Origin of the sequence: Acidovorax sp. KKS102, from assembly GCF_000302535.1 — a bacterium.
Lineage (GTDB): Bacteria > Pseudomonadota > Gammaproteobacteria > Burkholderiales > Burkholderiaceae_C > Acidovorax.
In genome coordinates, this window is sequence record NC_018708.1 from 2245215 (window position 1) to 2265631 (window position 20417).

Genomic DNA, 20417 nt, shown 5'->3' on the forward strand with positions numbered 1-20417 from the left:
GCGCTAGTGAATCATGCCTTGGAGGCTATCGAAAAGAGAGCATTTTGATCCGGCTCAGCGAGGCAGGCAGCCCGCAAACCCCCTGGGCCCTGCTGCTGAGACATCCGCCAGCGTCACGGCCTCCAGCCGGTCGTTCTGCCCCGGTATCTTCGTCAGCCGCTGGCCGTTTTGCCAGCGCCATTGGGTGCCGTCAAAGCTGTAGATGAAGGTGTGCGTGCGGTTGGACAGCAGGTGTGCGGGGGTGAGGGTGATGGCCTGGGCAGCGGCTTGCGTCGCTGCGTGTGCCTGGGCCTCGTTGTCCTTGATGACGAGCTTGCCCACATAAGGCGTCACGGTGGATTCGGTGCGTGTGACTTCGGGCTGGACCAGGGCGGGGCTGTATCCGGTCAGGGTCCAGTCGCCCGCTGCGCCGGGCAGCACATGGGGTTGCCGTGCGGCCAGGAACTGGGTGCACGCGGTGGTGATGGCATCGAAGCTGGTGGTGGCGGGGCCGGTGGCTTCGGGCTTGTTGCAGCCTGCGAGGCCCGCCGCCACAGCGGCAGCGGCTGCCAGCTGGAGGAGGGCGCAGGGGCGGATTGGGGGCTGGGTCATCGGGCGTGAGGCGGTGGTTCGTTGCGCAGTTTGGCCGCACGGCCAGACTGTTGCGGGACTGGCTGCATTGTGGGCGGCTGGCTGCGGCGGGTCTTGACGGATATCAAGGCACACAGGCTTTTACGGCGGCGTGCCGCGCAGGGCTAGCGCGCCTTCATCACCCCGGTACCAGCGCAGCAGGGCGCCAGCTGGGGGCGACGCTGTGCCATCCAGCGCTGCCAGCACGGCGGCGTTGAGTTCGTGGGCGCTGGCGGGCAGGGGCTGGTCGCGGTAGGCCAGGGCGGTGCCCGCCATCAGCGCCTCGGCATCCACCAGCAGGCGCAGGTTCTGCGGGATGGTGGGCGACTGCTCTGCACAGTGCGCAGCCGACAAGGAGTGCGCCTTGCGGCAGGCAGCGGGGCGCACGCTGTAAATGGTGCACCGGTCATGGACGAGAAAGCTGCAGGGCTGGCGCGTGGTGCCCACGCTTGCCGCCGCCACATGCTGTTGCAGACGCCGCAGGGTTGTCGCTTGGTCTGCGCTGGGCAGCGTCTGCAGGTGCTGGGCAATGTGCAGCACCTCGGGGTCGGTCGCCTCCACGCGCAGGTGACAGCAGTGCGCGCAGCCCGCTTGGCATGCTGGCTGGGGGCCGTTGGTGCGGGCCTGTTCGGCCACGGTGTCCAGGTCCTGGTGCAGTTGCGCAATGAAATCGACTGCAGCCTGGGCTGCGGATTCGGTGGCGTCGGGGGCCTGGCCGGTGGCGATGGCGCCGGTGCCATGGGCTGCTGTACCTTGCACGGCATTTGTCTGTGCTGCCCGCAGGGCCCGCCCGGCCGCGCTGCGCACGCGGGCGATGGACTGCAGGAAGGCCGCTCGCTCGGCCTCGGTCAGTGCTGAGTCGGGCGGGCTCGTCATGGGGATGTGGGGGGCGCGCTGGAGGGGGCCAACGCGCTGGGCGCCAGCGGCAGCCACACGCTGGCCGCCAGGCCTGACCCGTCGGCTGCATCGCTGGCTGGGGTCAGCTCCAGCCGGCCGTCCATCAACTGTACATACCGCGCCACGATGGCCAGGCCCAGCCCCGCGCCCTGGCCCAGGCGCTGGCCCTGGTCGCCCTGAGCCCAGCGCTGTTGCAGCTGCTGCGCCAGCGCGGCGTCCACGCCAGGGCCGTTGTCGGTCACGCGCAGCACGCCAAAGCCTGGCTCGGTGTGCAGCGCCACGGTGATGTGGGGCGGCGTGCCGCGCCCGTAGCGCAGTGCGTTGTCCAGCAGGTTGTTCAGGATGCCTTCCACCAGCGCGATGTTGCCCCGCACCACCACGGCCTGGTCCAGGCCCTCAGCGCCCAGGTCCACCCCCAGCGCATCGGCGCGGGGCAGGTATCGCAGCAGCACGTCGCGCACCAGGGTGTGCAAGGCCAAGGGCTGCAGCGTTAGCGCAATGCCGCCCTCGGCCGCACGGGCCAGGGCGAGCAACTGGTCCACGGTGCGGCTGGCGCGCTGTTCGGCCTGGGCGATGCCTTCGATTTCGCTGCGCCAGACGGCCGGGTCGTTGTGCGCCAGCGCGTGGGCGGCCTGGGCGCGGATGCCAGCGAGCGGGGTGCGCAGCTCATGCGCCACATTGCCCGCAAACTCGCGCTGCGCATGCAGGCTTTGCTGCACGCGTGCCAGCAAGCCGTCCAGGGCCACGCCCAGGCGTTGCACGTCGCTGGTGCTGGCCTGCTGCGTCAGCGCCGGAGGCAGGGGTTGCAGGTCGGCGGCGTCGCGCTGGTCCATGGCGTCTTGCAGCGCCCCCAGTGGGTGCAGGTCGCGCTCTATGCCGCGCAGCAGCCATGACCCCAGCACCACCAGCAGCCACAGCTGGGCAAGGCCCGAGTACACCAGCAGCCTGCGCAGCAGCTGCGTGCGCTCTGCCGTGGTCTGCGCGATGACGACGGTGAACGACGGCGGCCCCGCAATCTGCAAGGTGGCGCGCCGCATCTCGCGCCCGTCTTGCGAGAGGTGAGAAAACGCGTGGCTGCTGCCCGCCGCCACCACGCCCGGCGCCAGGTGCGAGTCGCCAGCGATGAAACTGCCGTCGGCGGCATACACCGCAAACCACACGGTTTCGCTCTGGTCAAAACGCAGCAGGCCCACCTCGCGCGGGGTGAGGTCGAGCTGCAGAAGGGTGCCTGGTGGGTCAGCCGCCTGGCCGCCGCGCACATGGGCCGCCAGCGCGTGGGCGTCGTCCAGCAAGGCGCGGTCAAACGCCTCGGCCACAAAGTGGTTGCCCACGCCCAGCACCACGGTGCTGCCCAGCCCCCAGATCAGCACCAGCGATAGCAGCACGCGCCGGCCTATGCGCTGGCGCAGGTCGGGCGGCTGCGGGTGCAGCGGTGCGGTGCCGGGTTCAGGGCTGGCCAACGTCATCCTCTAGCACGTAGCCCAGTCCGCGCAGCGTGCGGATGGCCGCACCGCTGCCTGCAATCTTGCGCCGCAGGCGCGAGAACGAGGCCTCCAGCGCGTTTTCGCCCACCACTTCGCCGCCGTCCGACAGGCGCGAGGACAGGTCGCCCTTGCTCAGCACACGGCCGGGTGGGGTCATCAACTCCCACAGCAGGTCAAACTCGCGCGCGGGCAGCTCCAGCGGCTGCCCGGCCACGCTGACGCGGCGCGCCTGGCGGTCCAGCACCAGTTGGCCCACGGTGACGATGTCGGCGGTGCCACTCGCGCGTCGCAGCAGAGCGCGCAGGCGGGCTTCCACCTCTTTGAGTTCGTAGGGCTTGCCCAGGTAGTCGTCGGCGCCAGCGTCCAGCCCGGCGATGCGCTCCTCGGTGCTGTCGCGGGCGCTGAGCACCAGCACCGGGGTGCGGTCGCCGCGCGCACGGGCGGCGCGCAGGGCTGTCAGGCCGCTGCCCAGGCCGCTGCGTGCGTGGGCGGCATGCGGCAGGTTCAGGTCCAGCAGCACGGCGTCGAAAGCCTGTACGGCCCACCAGTGCTGGGCTTCTTCGACGGTATGGGCCAGCTCGACGCGGTGGCCAGCGTTTTCGAGGCCTTGGGCCATGGTGCGGCTGAGCACCGGGTCGTCTTCCACCAGGAGGAGGCGCATGGAGGTCGGGGTTCTACGTGAAATTACGCATGGCCAAGATCAGCCTGCGATCAGGTTCGATGGGGATAGTCTGCCCGTCAGCATACCCCAGCCCTGCGCGCCATTTGCACCGCCGGATGGGGTCGTCAAGCCTATCAGGAGACAACCTTTTCATGATCAACCGCAATCTACTCAGAGGCTTCGCCCTCATGGCTCTGGCGCTGGGCTTCGGCCTGCCGTCCCTGAGCTATTCGCTGGGGACGCTCGGCCGCGCCGGGCCGGGCATGTTCCCGTTCATCGTCAGCTGCATGCTGTTTGTGATCGGGGTCATCACCGTGGTGCGCGCGCGCCTGGTGGCGCCCGTGCCCATGGACTTTCAGGTGCGCAACATCGCCATCATCCTGGGTAGCCTGTGCGGCTTTGCGGCACTGTCGCACTTTGTGAACATGATCGCCGGCATCGTGTTTCTGGTGTTCTGCTCGGGCTTTGCGGGTACGTCGTACTCGTGGAAGCGCAACCTGAAGATCGCTGCGGTGCTGGTCGCCATCGCGTTTGCATTCCAAAAGCTGCTGGGCGTGAGCCTGCCGCTGTACTGAGGTCACCGCCATGGAAGTTTTGAACAACCTTGCGTTTGGCTTCAGCCACGCACTGACGCTGCAGAACCTGATGTTCTGCGCCCTGGGCTGCACCGTGGGTACCCTCGTGGGCCTGCTGCCGGGCCTGGGCCCGCTGGCCACCATCAGCCTGCTGCTGCCGCTGACCTATTCCATCGACACCACCGGTGCACTCATCATGCTGGCCGGCATTTACTACGGTGCCCAATACGGCGACAGCGTGAGCGCCATTACCATGAAGATCCCGCATGCCAGCAGTATCGTGGCGTGTATCGACGGGTATGCGATGACGCTGAAAGGGAAAACGGGGCTGGCACTGTTCACCGCCGGGTTCTCCAGCTTCATCGGGGGCACGGTAGCCATCGTGGTGCTGGCTTTCCTGGCGCCCAGCCTGGGCGAGGTGGCCTTCTTGTTTGGCCCTGCCGACTACTGCGCGCTGATGCTGGTGGGCTTTGTGTGCGTGAGCTTTGTGACCACGGGCAGCCTGCTCAATGGCCTGGCCATGTGCATGGTGGGTGTGCTGCTGGGCTCCATCGGTACCGACGTGAACAGCGGCCTGGCCCGCTTCACCTGGGATGCTCCGTTCCTGGCCGACGGCGTGGGCATTGTGAGCATTGCGCTGGGCTGCTTCGGCATTGCCGAAATCGCCAAGAACCTTGACTCGCGCGAAGAGCGCTCGCCCTTCAACGGCAAGATCAAGCTCATGCCCACCTGGCCTGAGTTCAAGCGCATCATCCCCAGCGCGCTGCGTGGCAGCGTGGTGGGCTCCATCCTGGGGATCCTGCCCGGTGGCGGCCCCGTGATTGCCCAGTTTGCTGCCTATGCGCTGGACAAGAAGGTCAGCAAGTACCGCGATGAAATCGGCACCGGCTGCATCGAAGGCGTGGCTGGCCAGGCTGCGGCGGACGAAGCGGCTGCACGCACCAGCTTCATCCCGCTGATGAGCATCGGTATCCCCGAGAACGCCGTGATGGCGCTGATGATGGCCGCGTTCATCATCAAGGGCATCCAGCCCGGCCCCAACATGATTGCCGGCCATCCCGAACTCTTCTGGGGCCTGGTGGCCAGCATGTGGATCGGCAACTGCTTCCTGCTGGTGCTGAATGTACCGCTGGTGCGCTACTGGCTGTCGGTGTTCAAGATTCCGTACAACGTGCTGTTCCCGGCCATCCTGTTCTTCTGCTGCATCGGCACCTACAGCATCAACAACAATCTGGACGACGTGTTCATCACTGTGGCGTTTGGTGCGCTGGGCTACCTGTTCATGCGGCTGGAGATGGACCCCTCACCGCTGATGCTGGGCTTCATCCTGGGCCCCATGCTCGAAGAGAACTTCCGCCGCTCCATGCTGCTGTCGCGCGGTAGCTTTGAAGTGTTCATCAACCGCCCCATCAGCGGCACGCTGATCAGCCTGATCGCTGCGTTCATTCTGTGGCAGACGGTGTCGTTCTTCCGCCAGCGTGGCAAGGCCAAGGAACTGGCGGTGGCGGAGCCCGTTGCCTCCTGACGATTGACTCTCTGTGTGCCGCCATGGCGGCCTTTGCAAGGCCGGTCCCCAATGGGTGACCGGCCTTTTTTTGTCTCAAAGGCTGAGAGTTTTTTGCCAGTGCCCGAAAGGTGCGCCATAACACCGCTGATCGAGACGCAAAGCACAGCCATAGCTCGGGCTATGGCGCGCATTTGTAACGACGAGCAGCGGTGTTATGGCGTGCAAGGCGGGCATAGGCAAAAGACTCTCAGCCTCCCAGGCTTTCAGTCCACCCGCCACCATGTGGGCAGCAGCGCACGCACCTGGGCCTGCGCAAACCGGTCGTCCATCAGGTGCACCACGCCTTCATCGCTCGGTGTGCGGATCACCCGGCCCGCGGCCTGCACTACCTTTTGCAGGCCGGGGTACAGATAGGTGTAGTCGTAGCCCGCACCAAACAGCGCCTGCATGCGTTCGCGGATCTGCTCGTTGACGGGGTTGACCTGCGGCAGGCCCAGCGTGGCCAGAAAGGCACCAATCAACCGCTTGCCCGGCAGGTCGATGCCCTCGGCAAACGCGCCGCCCAGCACGGCAAAGGCAATGCCCTGGCTGCTGTCGGTAAAGCGCGCCAGAAACTCGCGCTGCTCGCCCTCCAGCATGCGGCGCGACTGGCACCAGTACGGCACATCGGGGTGCTGCTGCGCAAACAGCGTGGCCGCCTGCTGCAGATAGTCATAGCTGCTGAAAAACGCCAGGTAGTTGCCGGGCCGCGCACGGAACTGCTGCGCCATCAGCGCCGCAATCGGTGCCAGCGATGCAGCGCGGTGCGGGTAGCGCGTGGAGATGTGGCGCGCCACTTGCACCTGCAGCTGGTGCGCGGCAAAGGGTGACTCCACATCCACCCACACATGATCGTCGGGCAGGCCCAGCAGGTCGGCATAGTAGCGCGCGGGCTGCAGCGTGGCCGAGAACAAGGTGCTGGTGTGTGCCGCAACGAGGCGCGGTTGCAGAAAGGGTGCGGGTACCACGTTGCGGATGCAGACCACGGAATCGCTGGGCTTGAAGGTACGGTGGTGGGTGGCAGAAGCCTGGGTGACGTCCACCATCGAATGCGCATCCAGCAGGTCGGCCATGCGCTGCAGGTGCAGGGCGTCGAAGTAGAACGTTTGCAGCGCGCCATCGGGCTCGGTGGGGTGGTCTGTGAAGTGCTCTGTGAGTGTTGTGGTGCACTGCTGCAGCGCGGCCAGCAGCTTGTCGGGGAAGGCTTCGAGCACCGTGTACGGGGCCGGGTGTGCCTTGTCCAGCGCCACCCAGGCGCGGCGCACCTTGTCCAACGCCTTCTTCACCGGCGGGTGCTGCGCAGCCGTGGGGCTGCTGCGGGCCTGGGCCAGGGCGGCGGGGTGCAGCTCGGCGGTGAACATCTTGCGGCCGCGCTCCACCAGGTTGTGGGCTTCGTCCACCAGCAGCGCCGTGCGCCACTGGTTGGCCTGGACCAGGCCGTGCAGCACGCCACCCATATCAAAGTAGTAGTTGTAGTCGCCCACCACCACATCGGCCCAGCGGGCCAGCTCCTGGCTCAGGTAGTAGGGGCAGACCTCGTGCTGCAGGGCAACCTCACGCACTCGGGTTTGTAGCAAAGCGGGGACGTTTTTCCCTTCCATGGTGGTGGCCACCGCCGCTGCGCGTGCGGCGGGCAGCCGGTCGTAGAAGCCCCGGGCCAGTGGGCACGATTCGCCGTGGCAGGCCTTGTCCGGGTGTTCACACGCCTTGTCGCGTGCTACCAGCTCCAGCACGCGCAGTGGCAGCGCCGGTGCGCTGTCAGACAGGCGCGCCAGCGCATCCAGCGCCATCTGCCGGCCTGAGGTTTTGGCGGCCAGAAAGAACACCTTGTCGATGTGCTGCGCAGGTGCAGCCTTGAGCAGTGGGAACAGCGTGCCCATGGTCTTGCCAATGCCTGTGGGCGCTTGGGCCAGCAGGCAGCGGCCCGCGACTGCCGTCTTGTACACGGCCTCGGCCAGCGGGCGTTGGCCGGTGCGAAAGTCGCCAAACGGAAATGCCAAGGTGGTCAGCGCCGCATCGCGTGCCGCGCGGTGGGCCATCTGCTGTTCGGCCCAGGCAATGAAGCGCTGGCACTGGGCCTCGAAGTGCTGGCGCAGGTCAGCCGCGCTGCAGCGCTCGGTGAACACCGTCTCTTGTTGCGTGCCCACGTCCAGGTACACCAGCGCTACATCGATGTGTGCCAGCTGCTCTTGCTCACACAGCAGCCAGCCATACACCTTGGCCTGCGCCCAGTGCAGGTGGCGGTGGGATGCGGGTTGCCGGTTCAGCCGCCCCTTGAAGGTTTTGACTTCGTCGATGCGCTGCTGCGCGGGGTCGTAGCCATCGGCCCGGCCGCGCACGCGCAGGCTCTGGTAGCTGCCGCTGAGTGCCACTTCGGCGCGATAGCCTGTACCCCGGCGCGCTGCTGCCACGGCATGGCCTGCCATACCTTCCAGCGCGGTGGGCGCAGGCGTGAAGCGCAGGTCCAGGTCACCCTGCTTGGCGGTGAACTCGCACAGCTCGCGCACCGCCACGGTATAGGTCATGGCGGGGTGGTCGGGGTGTTTGTCGCGGGCGGGGCTGGCTCGCCCAAATGGGCCTGAGCCATGTCGTCATCGCTGCGCAGCGGCGTGGCCTTGCAAAGTGCCATCCACACCGCAAAGGGCAGCGTGCAGCTGTTGTGCCGCGCGGGGCGCAGCAGCTCAAAGCGCCCGTTCTCCACGCTGCCGTGCAATACCCAGATGCCGAAGTGCTCAGGGATCTCATCAGGCTCGGCAATGCCCGCCGGGAAGACGTAGTAACACTCCTCGCACAGCCACTGGTAGGCCTGCCGCTTGGCGCCGTGCCGCAGGTCCGACAGCAGGTCGGCCCGGCTCGCCTTCACCTCATGCACCATGGGCTGCAGGTAGGCTGGCACGGAGGTGTTGCGCACCGAAAAAAGATCGGGTCGTGCCATGCGCCACACGTTGGCGGCGGCGCGGGCAGCGGGGGCGTGGTCATCCTCGGCCCATAGTGGTGCCATGGCGGGCGCGGTATTGGCGGGTGCATCGGCCGTGGCCGCAGGCGGCACCCCATCCCCCATCGGCACGCTGTCGATCACCGCGCGCAGTGACAGTTCGGTCCATACGATGCGCCCCGAAGCCAGCAACTGCGCTGCAAACTTCTGCCCCAGCCGGTCGTGCAGGCTCAGCGCCCGCACGCCGCGCTGGCGGGCTTGCGCCAGCGTGCGGATGCCTTCGTCGGTGAGGCGCAGGGTTTCGCAACCATCGGCCGCAATGTGCAGACTGATGAGGCCCGCAGCCAGCAGGTCAATCTCCAGCCCATCCTTGCACGGCCACCCCGCCGAGCGCCAGATCTGCATCAGGCGCGTGCGGTGAAAGCGGGTGATCGGGGCGGAGCGTGGGGAGTCCGAAGTGGGGGAGGGCAGCACCGTCATGGCGGAGTGGGTGGGCTGGCGTAACACTGATTTTAATCACAGTGTCTGGCGGACTGCTTTTTGGATGTAGGAGGGAGTGTGGTGAAGAAGTTTGGGTCGAATTTGCCTCTTCCGCCCTATAGATAAGCGCTAGCAGCTATTGAAATGTGAGCGTTCTCGCCATGACATTTTGAGGGGAAGAAATGAGTCCTCCGGGGGTATGAAGATGCACTTGCCCCGCATGTTGCGAACAATCGGAAGTTATTGTTATGAGGCCGTCTATGCAGCAGGTAAATCGGAAGAGGCGGCGAGAGGCTGCAACGCAGCGTTATGCACAGCACGCAGTTATGGACAGTTGGCCAGTCTGAACGCGCCAGAGGCTGTGATCGCCCTGGTAGATCGCAAGGAGGCGGTGCCGTTGAACTGGACATAAGTTCGCAGTCGGCGCATGAATGGTGATCTCACAACTGGAGATCACCATGGACTTGATTCTTTCGATGCACCCGATGGCCAGGGCATGGCTGCTCGATGGCCCGCTGTCTTCATACGTCGGGGCGTTCCAGGCATTGCTGGAGCGCGGCCGGTACGCCGAAGGCAGCTCGGAGACTGCCCTTCGTGCCTGGTCGCACTTTGCCCACTGGATGGCGAAGTGCCAGGTATCTGCCGAACAGATCGACGAAGCCCTCGTCGAGCAGTTTCTGGATTCGCATCTGCCGCGCTGCGACTGCCATCCCGCGGCTCTGCGTACACGCAGCGGCTTGAGCGCCAGTCTCGGACACCTGCTCGCCTTGTTGCGGGAACAGCATGTCATCGTGGAACTGCCAGGCCCCAGCGGTCCCATTGCAGAAGAACTGAACCGTTACAACGTCCACATGCGCGACGCCCGCGGCCTGGCGATAGGCACGCGCGAGGATCGGCTGGTACTCGTAGGTCGTCTGCTGCAATGCAAGTTCGCGGGCAAGGCCATCGCCATCGGCGAGTTGCAGCCGGAAGACGTTCGCGGCTTCATCGCAACCGAGCTCACGCGGGTCAGCAGCGGGTCGCATTCCAGCGCGGTCACTGCTGCGCTGCGGGCCTACTTCCGATACCGCGGGACCTGCGGTGACGCAGTGAACAGCCTGCTCGGCGCTATCTCGTCGCCGGTGCGATGGAGCCAAGCATCGTTGCCGCGCGCGCTGACGACCGAGGAGGTCCAGCGCCTCGAAGCGCATTGCGCCGAGGCCAAGCGGGCTCCGCTGCGCCTGCTGGCCATGGTGCGCCTGGCCTTGGATCTCGGACTGCGCGTGGGCGAGATCGCCAAGCTGGAGATCGGCGACTTCGATTGGCGTGCCGGAACGGTGACCTTGAAGCGAACAAAGTCCCAGCGCCAGGATGTCCTACCGCTGCCGGTGCTCACCGGGCAGGCTCTGGCGGAGTACATGAGACACGAGCGGCCCGCAACCACGCTGCCATCGCTGTTCGTCCGTCGGTTGGCGCCACACGACAAGCCCATCGGCGTCGATGCAGTGAGCCAGGCAATCGGGCGTGCCCTGCGAGGTGCCGGCATCTCACGCGGTTGCCATTCGTTGCGTCACACGCTGGCCTGTCGCCTGGTCAACAGCGGCAGTTCGATCAAGGAGGTCGCCGATGTGCTTCGGCATCGATCGCTGGACACCTCGTTGATCTACGCCAAGCTCGACTTGCAACTGCTTGCCGAGGTCGCTCTGCCTTGGCCTGGGAGTGCATCATGAGCGCCGCAGCATCGGCGAACATCGACCTCACCGCCAAGGTGGAGCAATACCTGACTGAACGCCTGCGCCTCGGGTTCAAGCCGTGCTCCTCTGATCTCGCTGTGCGCAGCTTCACTCGCTTCATGGTCGGAGAGGGACGCGACATCGCGTTGACGGTAGACGTGATGGTCCAGTGGGCGCACCAGGTACAGCCTCGGTATCTCGTGGGCGGCCGGGCCAATGTCGACACGGCAGCGCGCCGACTGGCAACGCTGCGCCCCTTCATGCGCTGGCTCCAGCAGTTCGATCCGACTGTCGAAGTTCCTGACGATTCCAGCTTCGGTCCGATCCCGCGCCGCGTGGCGCCTCACATCTACAGCGAAGCCGAGATCGCGGCATTGATCGTCGCTGCCCGCCGACTCGGCCCCTCGGATGGCCTTCGTGCCACCACCTATGCAACGCTGTTCGGTCTGATCGCATCGGCCGGGCTTCGGGTCTCTGAAGCGATCAACCTGGCCGACTCGGATGCAGATCTGGACGGCGGCATCCTGACCATACAGCAGACCAAGTTTGGCAAGTCCCGCATGGTGCCGCTGCACCCCAGCGTGATCGGTCCGATGGCAGCCTACCGGGCCTTGCGCCGCCAGTACGTGCCTGCGAAGCCGCAGATGACATTCTTCGTGGGCTCGCGTGGCGTGCACCGGGGTGAACCGCTGGGAGATCGGCAGGTGCATCGAGTGTTCTGTCAGCTGCGCGAGCAATTGGGTTGGATCGATCGCGGCGGCCATGGCCGACCGCGGGTGCATGACCTGCGCCATAGCTTCGCCGTGAGACGGATGATCCTGTGGCACCAGCAGGGAGCGAACCTTGACCAACGAATGCTGGCCCTGTCCACGTACATGGGCCACATCAATATCTCCAGCACGTACTGGTACCTGAGCGGCGTGCCGGAGTTGATGGCGTTGGCCGGCGCTCGATTCGAACGCTTCGCCGACGTCGCGGAGAACGACGATGAGTAGTTCTGAACACCGCAAGCCCGCTCCGCCGAGCTTCGCGACGCTGGTCCAGTCCTTCTTCGCCGAGCACCTGACGCAGCAGCGCGCGTTGAGCCCGCAGACCGTTGCGGCCTATCGGGACGCGTTCGTGCTGTTCCTGGACTTCGCCCAGGCGCAACTGCACAAGACGCCCACGACGCTGTCGCTCGCCGACCTGACGCCCGCGCTGATCCTGGACTTCCTCGATCATCTCGAACGCGATCGGCACAACACCGTTCGCAGCCGCAATGCGCGACTGGCCGCGCTGCGCTCGTTCCTGAAGTTCGCGGCCCGGCGAGACGTGACGGCACTTCAGGTCGTCGAGCAGGCGCTCGGCGTGCCGATGAAGCGCTTCGAGCGGCCGATGTTCGAGTTCCTGACACGCGAGGAGATGCTGGCCGTGATCGGCGCGCCAGGAGCGGATTGGATGGGCCAGCGAGACAAGCTGCTGCTGGCCCTGCTGTACAACACCGGTGCCCGCGTGTCGGAGGCAATCGGCGTAAAAGTGGGCGACGTCGTGCTGGCACCCGCCGCCTGCGTGCATCTGCATGGCAAGGGACGCAAGCAGCGGTCGGTGCCGCTCTGGCGATCGACGGTCAAGGTGATCCGCGCCTGGCTGAAGTTCAACCCGGACCTGACTCCCACGTCGGCGCTGCTGCCCAACCGTGGCGGACAGGCGATGACGCGGTCCAACGTGACGCAGCGCCTGGCATTGGCCGTCAAGAAAGCCGCGCTCACGACGCCGAGCCTGGCCGGGAGAACGATCTCTCCACACTGCCTGCGTCACTCGACCGCTATGCACCTTCTGCAGTCGGGCGTGGAAATCAGCGTGATCGCTCTGTGGCTCGGACACGAGAGTCCGGCGACAACGCATCAGTACATAGAGGCCGATCTCGCCATGAAGGAAAAGGCACTGGCCAGGCTTCAGGATCCCAATGTGGTCCCACAGCGGTTCCGGGCAGAAGACGATCTGTTGAAGTTCCTCAAGACCTTGTGATTACGTGAAGTTCAAAGACGCGACCGCAGCCCTCTTGCGAGGGCGGCGACGCCGCGCTGCCGGACCAACTGTGCATAACTGCGTGCTGTGCATAACGCTGCTTATGGAGAGCTCTCCATAAGCAGCGGAGCTGACTTTCGAACCTCCCTGGCGAACGACCCGTCTCGGCGGCACACCCGTCATTTAGGGTCGGCCTATCGCTACGTCGTAGTCCCAGCGTTGCTACGCAATTGCTTCGGCAACATCTTGTTCAGCTCCTCGTCGGTGAAGAAAAGCTCCTCCGCATTCTTGAGCGCCTCTTGCGCATCGCTGTATGCCTTGCTGTTGGTTCTCGGCGCGGCCTTGTAGATGTCTTCCAACTCGGCGTTCAGGCGGTCGCGTTGCTGGCGAACTTCCTCGACCGGTCGCCCGTCTTGCAGGTCGACCAGCAGGCTGAGGAGAGCCTCGCGTGCGCCCCACAGCTTTGCACCGACCTCGGTGTGCAGCTGCGCCTGCTCGCCCAGGGATGCCTCTTTGAAGTACAGGGCGCAGCCGGCCAAGATGGCCGACAGGACCGCACCGACCGCCGTCGCGGCCTCGCTCTTGCCAAAGAGTGCTACCAGCAGGCTGGTGGTCGTCGCTGCCGACAGCACGATTTCGATGAGCTTGATGCGCTTGTACTTGGTGACATAGCCGTCTGCCATCTTCTGATGGGTCTTGTGCGTGTACGCGGCACGGCCATACATCTCGCGCAGCTGCCCCTCCAGGGCGGTGGACGGATTAGCTGGGGAAGTCGGTGCCATAGATGCCCCTGTAGAGTTGTTTTGCGCTGTAGTCATAGTTGTTCTGCTGGTAGTCGATGGCTTCTTTCGTACGCAGTTCGGCCTGGCGGGCCTTGTACTGGAAGCCGCTGCCATACACCCAAGAGCCGCTGCCCGGCGCCGTCCAATACGTCTTGCCGGCATCCTGGCCCGCCAGGAAGGCGAAGAAGTCCCTGGTCATCCAGTCGTAGTAGACGTAGGACTTGTCCTTGTACGCCCAGCCATTGATGAACTGGTAGGCCAAGGTGTCGATGAGCATCCCGCTCATAGAAACGTTGTTCTGGTCGCGCCACGCACGAGCCATACGCGCCAGCTCCACCAGGTTGCCGTTGCACTCGGTATTCCGCGTGCTGAAGGCCGTCATTTCCTGCTTCGGCTTGCAGGCGCGCCAAGAGCCGCCGTTGTTGGTGTCGGCGAATGTGTAGCCACCTTCTGTGTTCAGGAACGCCGGCAGGACCTCGAACTTCACGCCATCATCAAACCGAAGAACAACGACCTGCCCATCCCCACCGATTTCGGTGACCGAGTAGGTCTTCTGGATTGACGCGCGCACATGGGCCAGCAGGGCCGACTGCCCGTTGCCGGCGTGACCGTTGAACCGGGCGTACAGCTCGTTGGGCAGCTCGTACAGCAAGTCGACGTCGCTCACGCTCGGGATGGCCGTCGAACGCCCGTAAGAGCCCACGTAGAAGCGGTAGCTCGTCTTCGAGTCGAGGCCGCGCAGGTCAGCGTTCAGCTGGCCAACGATGCGGCCTGTGCGGTAGCCAATAGAACCACGCTTCTCCGTGCCGATGCGGATGTTCCCGCAAAAAGTTTGGAACCAATCACCTACTCCCATTGAGCCTCCCTAGGCTGCGTGTTGATACTGACCGCTCAAGTTTTAACGCCAGACAGGTCTTCCAGCAGACCACGTGCTTGGTCGTACCCCGGCAGGTCGGCGCGCAGGCTGCGAACCAGCTCATCGACGTGCTCAGCAACCTGGGCACGGATGGTGTTCTCGGACGGGCTACCGACCGGCCGAAGGCGCATGAATGGAATGCCGGCGGCTGCGAACAGGCGGTCCTTCTTGTTGTCATTCCGTTGCTGGCGCTCGGTGTCGTGCCAGACCGAATCGACCTCGATGGCCAACATCGGCAGGTACTTCGTCGAAGACACAACGACGATGTCGACGCTCGCCCGAAGGTAGTAGCCGAAGTCGTCTTCGCTCACCAGCTCCTTCATCCGGTCGAAGCTCATGACGCTCTGCAGCGAGCAGTTTGGGAACACGAGGTGGTTGGGGCACAGCTGCACCAGCACCTGGTAGATGGTGAATTCGCGCTGGCTGTTGAACACCTGCTTGACTGCGCTCGTTCCCTGGGAGCGAACAATCCTGCCAATGACCGCGTGCTGAGACTCGCGTTCAAGCAGCGGTGCGATGTGCGGGTTGATGCGGAAGGTCTTGTCCGTGACCAAGAGCATCCCAAGCTCGACCAGCTTGTCGTAATGTCGACCGGCCCAGGTCAGGTCCATGCCGGCGTACTCGGCCACCTCGGCCAGGCCGTTGTAGCTCTTGATGCTGGCGAACACGCTGAGCAGCTTGCGCGCAGGTGCGGTCAGCGACGGCCAACGACTCACCGCCGTCCGCTCGAACTGGTCGCGCTTGTTCAGCGTGGCAAGGCGCGCCTTCGCATCCGTCAAGAGCTGCTGCACCACATCGCTACGACTCGACGTCGGCATCTCCTCTTGAAGCTTGTCGACGAACTGCTGCACTTGGCCCAGGTCCTCGGACCGCGCCCAAAGCAACTTGGCGTTCTTCACGCTGACGTCGGGCAAGTTCTCGGCAGTGTCGAGGTCGATGAGGTAGTAGTGCAATGCATCGTCAGGGTCGCCCGCGACCTGCTCGAGGTAGCCCAGGCGGAACGAATGCTTCTTCTCAAGAAGGTCATCACCGAAGTCGCGGGCCAGCGGCAGCAGTTGGGCCCGTACCTTGTCGCCAAGTTTGGACAGCGCGTCGAAGATGTCCCCTACGACCTCGAGCCACATGCGCCGGGTCTTCTCGGCCATCTGCTCACGCACCGCCGACAGCTGCTCGAGTGCATCGAGTACCGGCCAGGCCTCGGGCTCATCAAGGTCCTCGCCGCTGAGGTCGCCTGAGTAGTAGTTCTGCGGCATTGGCACGCCAGCACTTGTCGCTCGATGCATGGCGTCGAGCAGCAGGCGCATCCGACCGGCCACACCTTGGATGACGTAGGCCGCCGCGAGCTGGAAGGACAGGCTCTGCTCGCATAGCCAGCCAAGGCCCGGCATGTCCTGGTCGCCGTTGTCTTCGTCCTCCAACGGGGAGTACTGGGTGCTGGCGGTGAAAATCCGATAGAGGCTCTCGAGCTCGGCTCGCCGTGTGAAGTCCTCGGACGAATGTTCGTACAACCGCAACAGCAGGTCACCGACCGACGTCATGTGCAGCCCTGACATTCCAACGTAGATTTCCCGCACCCCGTCGGACAGCGTCATCGTCAGCTGCTCCCCGAACCAATGCGCGTCAGCGTCGGCGAACCGCATCAAGGCGCGCACCGCGAGCGACAAATGCTCGTCCACGTCGGCGGGCACGGCCGACAGGGCACAAAGCACACGGCGAAGCCCTTCACAGGCATCGCAGGCGAACGGCTCTGAGAAGCGCTGCAACAGGTCGGCGAAGCCCTCTCCGGGGGTGTGCCCGAGCATCCACATGAAGGCCCAGGCGCGCGGTGTCAACTGCAGTTGCGCACGGCCCGACGATTCGTCCTTGGGCAAGGCGATGAGGGTGCCCTCGCTCGGGCATGGAAGCCGGAGAAGCGCGTCACCAACTCGCCCGTAGTCCCACGGGTCCGCCATCATCAGGTCGAGGTCCAGCTTCAGCACGGTGACGAGTGCACGGCCCTCTTCATCGAGGGCTTCGCCCTGCTCTGCCGCCGCATAAGCTTCGCTGAGCGCCAAGGTGAGGTCTGGAAGGGCCGCCAGCGTCTCCTGGTCAGCGGCCGACATCTCCTCGCCCCGTCGCCCCTCCTGGGCCCTCAACAGCATCAACGCGCGCCCGCGAAGCTTCCGCAGCCAATCGACATTCGTCAGCTCCATACAGGCACGCGACAGGCGCCGGAACGCTTGTGCGCAATCGTCAATCGACCAGCCCAGCGTGTCGAGGTACAGGTCGAACTCGAGCTGCAGCGTATGCAGCGCCTCGATGCGGCCGGCCAGTTCCTTGAGCGCGCCCTCGTACTCCTCGCGTACCTCCGTTGCCAGCTCGTAGGGGGACCGAATGCTGGGCGGATAGAGGCCAAGAATCTTTGCCCGCAACAGCCACACCTCGGCGGATTTCCGGTCGTCCTTGTGGATGGCCGTCAGCGGCACGCGACCCAACGCAAGGATTTCGGCCCATGCCTTGTTGTCAATGTGCGCTCGAGCCGATGCCTGCATGTCCGCCAAGCGGAACTGCGGCTTCGGGCGGGGCATCCGGTTCAACGGCTACTGCGTTGACCGCTGCCGCGACAGCGGTTGTTGCCTGTGGCTTCTTCTTGGACTTCTTGCTCATGCGCCCTCCTCGATGCGGTCGATGTCCAGGTAGATGGCGTGCCCAAAGGCGAACGACCACACGCCAGGCAGCTTTTCGATGACTCCTTCAGTGGAAACCAGGTGCGGCATCACGCCGACATACATCTCCAGCCCAAGCTCCGCAAGCTTCAGCCGCAGCTCCTCGCCGTCGCCTGCATAGCAGAGGTACGGCAGCGGGTCATCACGGTCGACGAACTGACCGATCTGCTGCATCTTCTGGATGCGGATGGAGGCGCTGAAGTCTTCGATGGCATCGCGAATGCCCTCGACCTGGTCGGGGGTTAGGTCTCGCGGCGTCCGGTAGCGCACGAAGTCCACGCGCGGCATCAGCGCGCGGATAAGGGTGTCATCGACGGCCTTGGCCAGCTTCGCCCGCGGCGGTGAGGCAAATAGCTTGTTGGGGTCCTTCAGCTTCAGGTGCTCGGCCAACGTCATGACGAAGCCGACTTTCACCTCGGGAACCTTTTCCTGCTCGATGCCCGTCTCGGCGCAGAACGAGTCCCAGTCGTGGCCAGCGTCGTTCAGCGCATGGAAGACTCGATGCAGATCGACGCGGTAGGTGTCATCCGGGCCGCTCAGGTACTTTAGTTGCTTCGTGACGTGGTGGTGCATCACCTTTCCGCCGAGGATGCGCCTCGCCAAGCGGTAGCGACGAAGAAGCTTCTCGGACTCGGCCTCGGTGAGCATCGAGTGAGTCTGCCCAGGTACATAGTCGTCGGGGTGCAGGGTCGTCATCTGCCACACGTAGCGGCCCTTGCCGACACACCAGGCGGCCTCCTCCAGGGAAATTTCCGGCGGCTGGCCCTTCGCCTCATCCTTTACGGCCAGCTCGAGCTGGGACCAGCACGTCATCTCGTCGCCGCGGGCGATTTCGAACCCGTCGCCTGGCACCAGCTCGTTGTCCTCGCGAAGGAGCACCAGCTCGGAGTTGCAGGTGTCGTCGGGCGTGACGGACTGCGGGATGGCCGGCAGCCTCGCCAACACATCGGGTCCGTGTCGACCGCAAATCTGGAGCGTGGCCACCCCGTCCAGGATGGCCTTGTCGGTTTCCTCCAACCGCCTGCGGACCATCTCGAACGCCGCCGGCGCCTCGGTCAGCCAGTCCTGCGTGTCGCCCAGCGGAGTGATGGACAGTGCCGGCACCATGTTAGTCTCGCCAGCGATGCTGTCCTTCTTCGGCTCCGGCACGCAGACCAGGATGAAGTCGCTGCCGAACCGAACCTCGAACACCTTGGTGGGCTTGACCTGATGCCAAGCCTCGAGCCACTCTGCGAGCCGCGGCGCGAGCTCGTGCCAGCTGGAGAACTCCTCCTCCGGCGCCTTTACCACCATAGTGAGCTTGAGCTTCGGGGTGAGCGGCTCCCGATTGAGGGCGTGCCAGCTGGACCGGCCGAGGATGCGGGACGCGGCGTCCAGCGCTGCCGTGTGCTTGAGAGCGACGCCCGTGTCGCTCAGAGCTTTGCGCAGGCGCTTGGCCAGGAGCTTGGGGTCTTCATCGGGTTGGGGCTGGAGGCCTTCGACGACCTTGAGCGCGGCCTCGGAAGTGAAGCGGGGCACCTTGAGATGGACGTAGGTCCACAGGGCTGCGGCCGTAGCCTGCAGGTCTTGAGGGGAGGCGGGATGCGCCGTCGGCGCAGCAGTGGTTGCCATGGATGAACTCCTAGAGAGCATCGAGGGACGGCACGCGTTGTCCGGCTCTCCAAGTGGAGGTCATCGAGCCGGGGAAAGGGAACTCTCGCAATCCAACTGGCTTTGCCGTGCCGGACAGGGTCCGGTGCGTGCACTGACGGGCGCCAACTTGCCCACGATTCGGCTTGAACCGCAGGTAGATCGTAAGAAGGAGCGGCTACCGGTGTCAACTACTAATGGAGCACCTTCGTCAGGTCTCACTTACGCCTGACATTCAGCTTTGCGAACTCGAGTGACTGCACCCAGCCTAAAGCCGCCCATTGCCACCGAATCCACTGACGAAGATCCCAATCCCCTCACCACTCCGCAAAACTTCCATCCCGGTGCCGCCACACCGGATTCCTCCACCGGTGTCCCTCCTGCGCCCGCTCGCGCACATAGTCCTCATTCACCTCAATCCCCAACCCCGGCCCGGTGGGGATGGCGACCATGCCATCCTGGTACGCAAACACCCCGGGGTTGGACACATAGTCCATCAGGTCGTTGGCCTGGTTGTAGTGGATGCCCAGGCTCTGCTCCTGGATGAAGGCGTTGTAGCAAACCGCATCCAGCTGCAGGTTGGCCGCCAGTGCAATCGGGCCCAGCGGGCAGTGCAGGGCCAGGGCCACGTCGTAGGCCTCGGCCATGCTGGCGATCTTGCGGGTTTCGGTGATGCCGCCTGCGTGCGAGGGGTCGGGCTGGATGATGTCGGCGTAGCAGCCCTGCAGCACGCGCTTGAAGTCCCAGCGCGAGTACAGGCGCTCGCCCAGGGCGATGGGGGTGGACGAGATGCGCGCGATTTCCTTGAGCGCTTCTTCGTGTTCGCTCAGCACGGGCTCTTCGATGAACATGAGCTTGTAGGGCTCCAGCTCCTTGACCAGCACCTTGGCCATGGGCCGGTGCACGCGGCCGTGGAAGTCCACGCCAATGCCCACGTTGGGGCCCACGGCCTCGCGCACGGCGGCCACGTTTTGCAGGCAGCGCTCCACCTTGTCGTAGCTGTCCACGTACTGCACCTCTTCGGTGCCGTTCATCTTCACGGCCGTGAAGCCGCGTGCCACGGCGGCTTGCGCGGCGGCGGCGGTCTCGCTGGGGCGGTCGCCGCCTATCCAGCTGTACACCTTGATGTGGCTGCGCACATTGCCGCCCAGTAGCTCGGACACGGGCACGCCCAACGCCTTGCCCTTGATGTCCCACAGGGCCTGGTCGATCCCGGCCAGTGCGCTCATGTGCACGCCGCCGCCCCGGTAGAAGCCGCCCCGGTACAGCACGGTCCAGTGGTCTTCGATGTGGCGCGGGTCTTTGCCAATGAGGTAGTCGGCCAGTTCATCGACGGCAGCGGCCACGGTGTGCGCGCGGCCTTCCAGCACAGGCTCGCCCCAGCCGGTGATGCCTTCGTCGGTTTCGATTTTGAGGAAGCACCAGCGCGGCGGGACGATGAACGTGGTGAGTCGGGTGATCTTCATGGGAGCTGGACAG

17 protein-coding genes are annotated in these 20417 nt (G+C 65.0%); 5 read left to right on the forward strand and 12 right to left on the reverse strand.

Annotated elements, in window-relative coordinates; translation table 11 throughout:
- Positions 1 to 54: 54 nt before the first annotated feature.
- From C380_RS10315 to C380_RS10330, 4 genes are all read right to left on the reverse strand, one after another.
- Positions 55 to 591: a hypothetical protein gene (locus C380_RS10315; protein ID WP_015013795.1), complete on the reverse strand. Its 537-nt coding sequence runs from the start codon at positions 589 to 591 to the stop codon at positions 55 to 57.
- 120 nt (positions 592 to 711) lie between these two features.
- Entirely contained in the window at positions 712 to 1485 is a 774-nt protein-coding gene (locus tag C380_RS10320; protein ID WP_015013796.1) for a YkgJ family cysteine cluster protein, read from the reverse strand.
- The gene (locus C380_RS10325) at positions 1482 to 2972 is read right to left on the reverse strand and encodes a sensor histidine kinase (RefSeq protein WP_015013797.1); all 1491 of its coding nucleotides are present in this window, start codon (positions 2970 to 2972) and stop codon (positions 1482 to 1484) included. The genes C380_RS10320 and C380_RS10325 overlap by 4 nt, the downstream gene beginning before the upstream one ends.
- A complete protein-coding gene (locus tag C380_RS10330; protein ID WP_015013798.1) occupies positions 2953 to 3651 on the reverse strand; it encodes a response regulator transcription factor in 699 nt (232 codons plus the stop codon). Before C380_RS10330 ends, C380_RS10325 begins: the two co-directional genes overlap by 20 nt.
- Before the next feature lie 152 nt (positions 3652 to 3803).
- Between C380_RS10330 and C380_RS10335 the strand changes: the two genes are divergently transcribed.
- Positions 3804 to 4226 (forward strand): tripartite tricarboxylate transporter TctB family protein, encoded by a 423-nt coding sequence (locus tag C380_RS10335; RefSeq protein ID WP_015013799.1) that lies wholly within the window; start codon positions 3804 to 3806, stop codon positions 4224 to 4226.
- 10 nt (positions 4227 to 4236) lie between these two features.
- Positions 4237 to 5751, forward strand: a complete 1515-nt coding sequence (locus C380_RS10340; protein ID WP_015013800.1) for a tripartite tricarboxylate transporter permease — start codon at positions 4237 to 4239, stop codon at positions 5749 to 5751.
- Between the two features lie 245 nt (positions 5752 to 5996).
- Here the strand turns inward: C380_RS10340 and C380_RS10345 are convergent, their stop codons facing one another.
- Together C380_RS10345 and C380_RS10350 are read right to left on the reverse strand one after the other, a co-directional pair.
- Positions 5997 to 8297 (reverse strand): ATP-dependent DNA helicase, encoded by a 2301-nt coding sequence (locus C380_RS10345; protein WP_015013801.1) that lies wholly within the window; start codon positions 8295 to 8297, stop codon positions 5997 to 5999.
- Positions 8294 to 9187 (reverse strand): hypothetical protein, encoded by an 894-nt coding sequence (locus C380_RS10350; RefSeq protein ID WP_015013802.1) that lies wholly within the window; start codon positions 9185 to 9187, stop codon positions 8294 to 8296. Before C380_RS10350 ends, C380_RS10345 begins: the two co-directional genes overlap by 4 nt.
- Positions 9188 to 9645: 458 nt before the next feature.
- Here C380_RS10350 and C380_RS10355 point away from each other — a divergent pair, with 458 nt between their 5' ends.
- The 3 genes from C380_RS10355 to C380_RS10365 are packed head-to-tail and all read left to right on the forward strand — an operon-like array spanning position 9646 to position 12906.
- Complete coding sequence (locus tag C380_RS10355) at positions 9646 to 10896, forward strand: site-specific integrase (protein ID WP_235516236.1); 1251 nt, start codon at positions 9646 to 9648, stop codon at positions 10894 to 10896.
- Positions 10893 to 11894, forward strand: coding sequence for a tyrosine-type recombinase/integrase (locus tag C380_RS10360; protein ID WP_008903160.1), 1002 nt, complete (start codon positions 10893 to 10895; stop codon positions 11892 to 11894). The genes C380_RS10355 and C380_RS10360 overlap by 4 nt, the downstream gene beginning before the upstream one ends.
- Positions 11887 to 12906, forward strand: a complete 1020-nt coding sequence (locus C380_RS10365; protein WP_015012965.1) for a tyrosine-type recombinase/integrase — start codon at positions 11887 to 11889, stop codon at positions 12904 to 12906. The genes C380_RS10360 and C380_RS10365 overlap by 8 nt, the downstream gene beginning before the upstream one ends.
- 200 nt (positions 12907 to 13106) lie before the next feature.
- Here the strand turns inward: C380_RS10365 and C380_RS10370 are convergent, their stop codons facing one another.
- The 6 genes from C380_RS10370 to dgoD all read right to left on the reverse strand — a co-directional run bounded on the left by C380_RS10370 (position 13107) and on the right by dgoD (position 20404).
- A complete protein-coding gene (locus C380_RS10370) occupies positions 13107 to 13688 on the reverse strand; it encodes an SLATT domain-containing protein (RefSeq protein ID WP_015013803.1) in 582 nt (193 codons plus the stop codon).
- Positions 13666 to 14544 carry a nucleotidyltransferase gene (locus C380_RS10375; RefSeq protein WP_015013804.1) on the reverse strand — a complete coding sequence of 293 codons (879 nt, stop codon included), beginning with the start codon at positions 14542 to 14544 and terminating at the stop codon, positions 13666 to 13668. The genes C380_RS10370 and C380_RS10375 overlap by 23 nt, the downstream gene beginning before the upstream one ends.
- 35 nt (positions 14545 to 14579) lie before the next feature.
- Positions 14580 to 17135 carry a DUF2726 domain-containing protein gene (locus C380_RS10380; protein ID WP_238544116.1) on the reverse strand — a complete coding sequence of 852 codons (2556 nt, stop codon included), beginning with the start codon at positions 17133 to 17135 and terminating at the stop codon, positions 14580 to 14582.
- Positions 17107 to 17250: a hypothetical protein gene (locus C380_RS25310; RefSeq protein WP_168162363.1), complete on the reverse strand. Its 144-nt coding sequence runs from the start codon at positions 17248 to 17250 to the stop codon at positions 17107 to 17109. The genes C380_RS10380 and C380_RS25310 overlap by 29 nt, the downstream gene beginning before the upstream one ends.
- Positions 17247 to 18920, reverse strand: coding sequence for a hypothetical protein (locus tag C380_RS10385; protein ID WP_015013806.1), 1674 nt, complete (start codon positions 18918 to 18920; stop codon positions 17247 to 17249). Before C380_RS10385 ends, C380_RS25310 begins: the two co-directional genes overlap by 4 nt.
- Positions 18921 to 19255: 335 nt before the next feature.
- Positions 19256 to 20404 carry a galactonate dehydratase gene (gene dgoD / locus C380_RS10390; protein WP_015013807.1) on the reverse strand — a complete coding sequence of 383 codons (1149 nt, stop codon included), beginning with the start codon at positions 20402 to 20404 and terminating at the stop codon, positions 19256 to 19258.
- Between the last annotated feature and the right edge of the window lie 13 nt (positions 20405 to 20417).

Bases quoted from the DNA above. Each gene is read 5' to 3' on its own strand.
- dgoD (WP_015013807.1), bottom strand. From the start codon at position 20,404: ATGAAGATCACCCGACTCACCACGTTCATCGTCCCGCCGCGCTGGTGC.
- C380_RS10320 (WP_015013796.1), bottom strand. From the start codon at position 1,485: ATGACGAGCCCGCCCGACTCAGCACTGACCGAGGCCGAGCGAGCGGCC.
- C380_RS10355 (WP_235516236.1), top strand. From the start codon at position 9,646: ATGGACTTGATTCTTTCGATGCACCCGATGGCCAGGGCATGGCTGCTC.
- C380_RS10385 (WP_015013806.1), bottom strand. From the start codon at position 18,920: ATGGCAACCACTGCTGCGCCGACGGCGCATCCCGCCTCCCCTCAAGAC.
- C380_RS10360 (WP_008903160.1), top strand. From the start codon at position 10,893: ATGAGCGCCGCAGCATCGGCGAACATCGACCTCACCGCCAAGGTGGAG.
- C380_RS10365 (WP_015012965.1), top strand. From the start codon at position 11,887: ATGAGTAGTTCTGAACACCGCAAGCCCGCTCCGCCGAGCTTCGCGACG.
- C380_RS10345 (WP_015013801.1), bottom strand. From the start codon at position 8,297: ATGACCTATACCGTGGCGGTGCGCGAGCTGTGCGAGTTCACCGCCAAG.
- C380_RS10340 (WP_015013800.1), top strand. From the start codon at position 4,237: ATGGAAGTTTTGAACAACCTTGCGTTTGGCTTCAGCCACGCACTGACG.
- C380_RS10350 (WP_015013802.1), bottom strand. From the start codon at position 9,187: ATGACGGTGCTGCCCTCCCCCACTTCGGACTCCCCACGCTCCGCCCCG.
- C380_RS10325 (WP_015013797.1), bottom strand. From the start codon at position 2,972: ATGACGTTGGCCAGCCCTGAACCCGGCACCGCACCGCTGCACCCGCAG.
- C380_RS25310 (WP_168162363.1), bottom strand. From the start codon at position 17,250: ATGAGCAAGAAGTCCAAGAAGAAGCCACAGGCAACAACCGCTGTCGCG.
- C380_RS10370 (WP_015013803.1), bottom strand. From the start codon at position 13,688: ATGGCACCGACTTCCCCAGCTAATCCGTCCACCGCCCTGGAGGGGCAG.
- C380_RS10335 (WP_015013799.1), top strand. From the start codon at position 3,804: ATGATCAACCGCAATCTACTCAGAGGCTTCGCCCTCATGGCTCTGGCG.
- C380_RS10375 (WP_015013804.1), bottom strand. From the start codon at position 14,544: ATGGGAGTAGGTGATTGGTTCCAAACTTTTTGCGGGAACATCCGCATC.
- C380_RS10315 (WP_015013795.1), bottom strand. From the start codon at position 591: ATGACCCAGCCCCCAATCCGCCCCTGCGCCCTCCTCCAGCTGGCAGCC.
- C380_RS10380 (WP_238544116.1), bottom strand. From the start codon at position 17,135: ATGCAGGCATCGGCTCGAGCGCACATTGACAACAAGGCATGGGCCGAA.
- C380_RS10330 (WP_015013798.1), bottom strand. From the start codon at position 3,651: ATGCGCCTCCTCCTGGTGGAAGACGACCCGGTGCTCAGCCGCACCATG.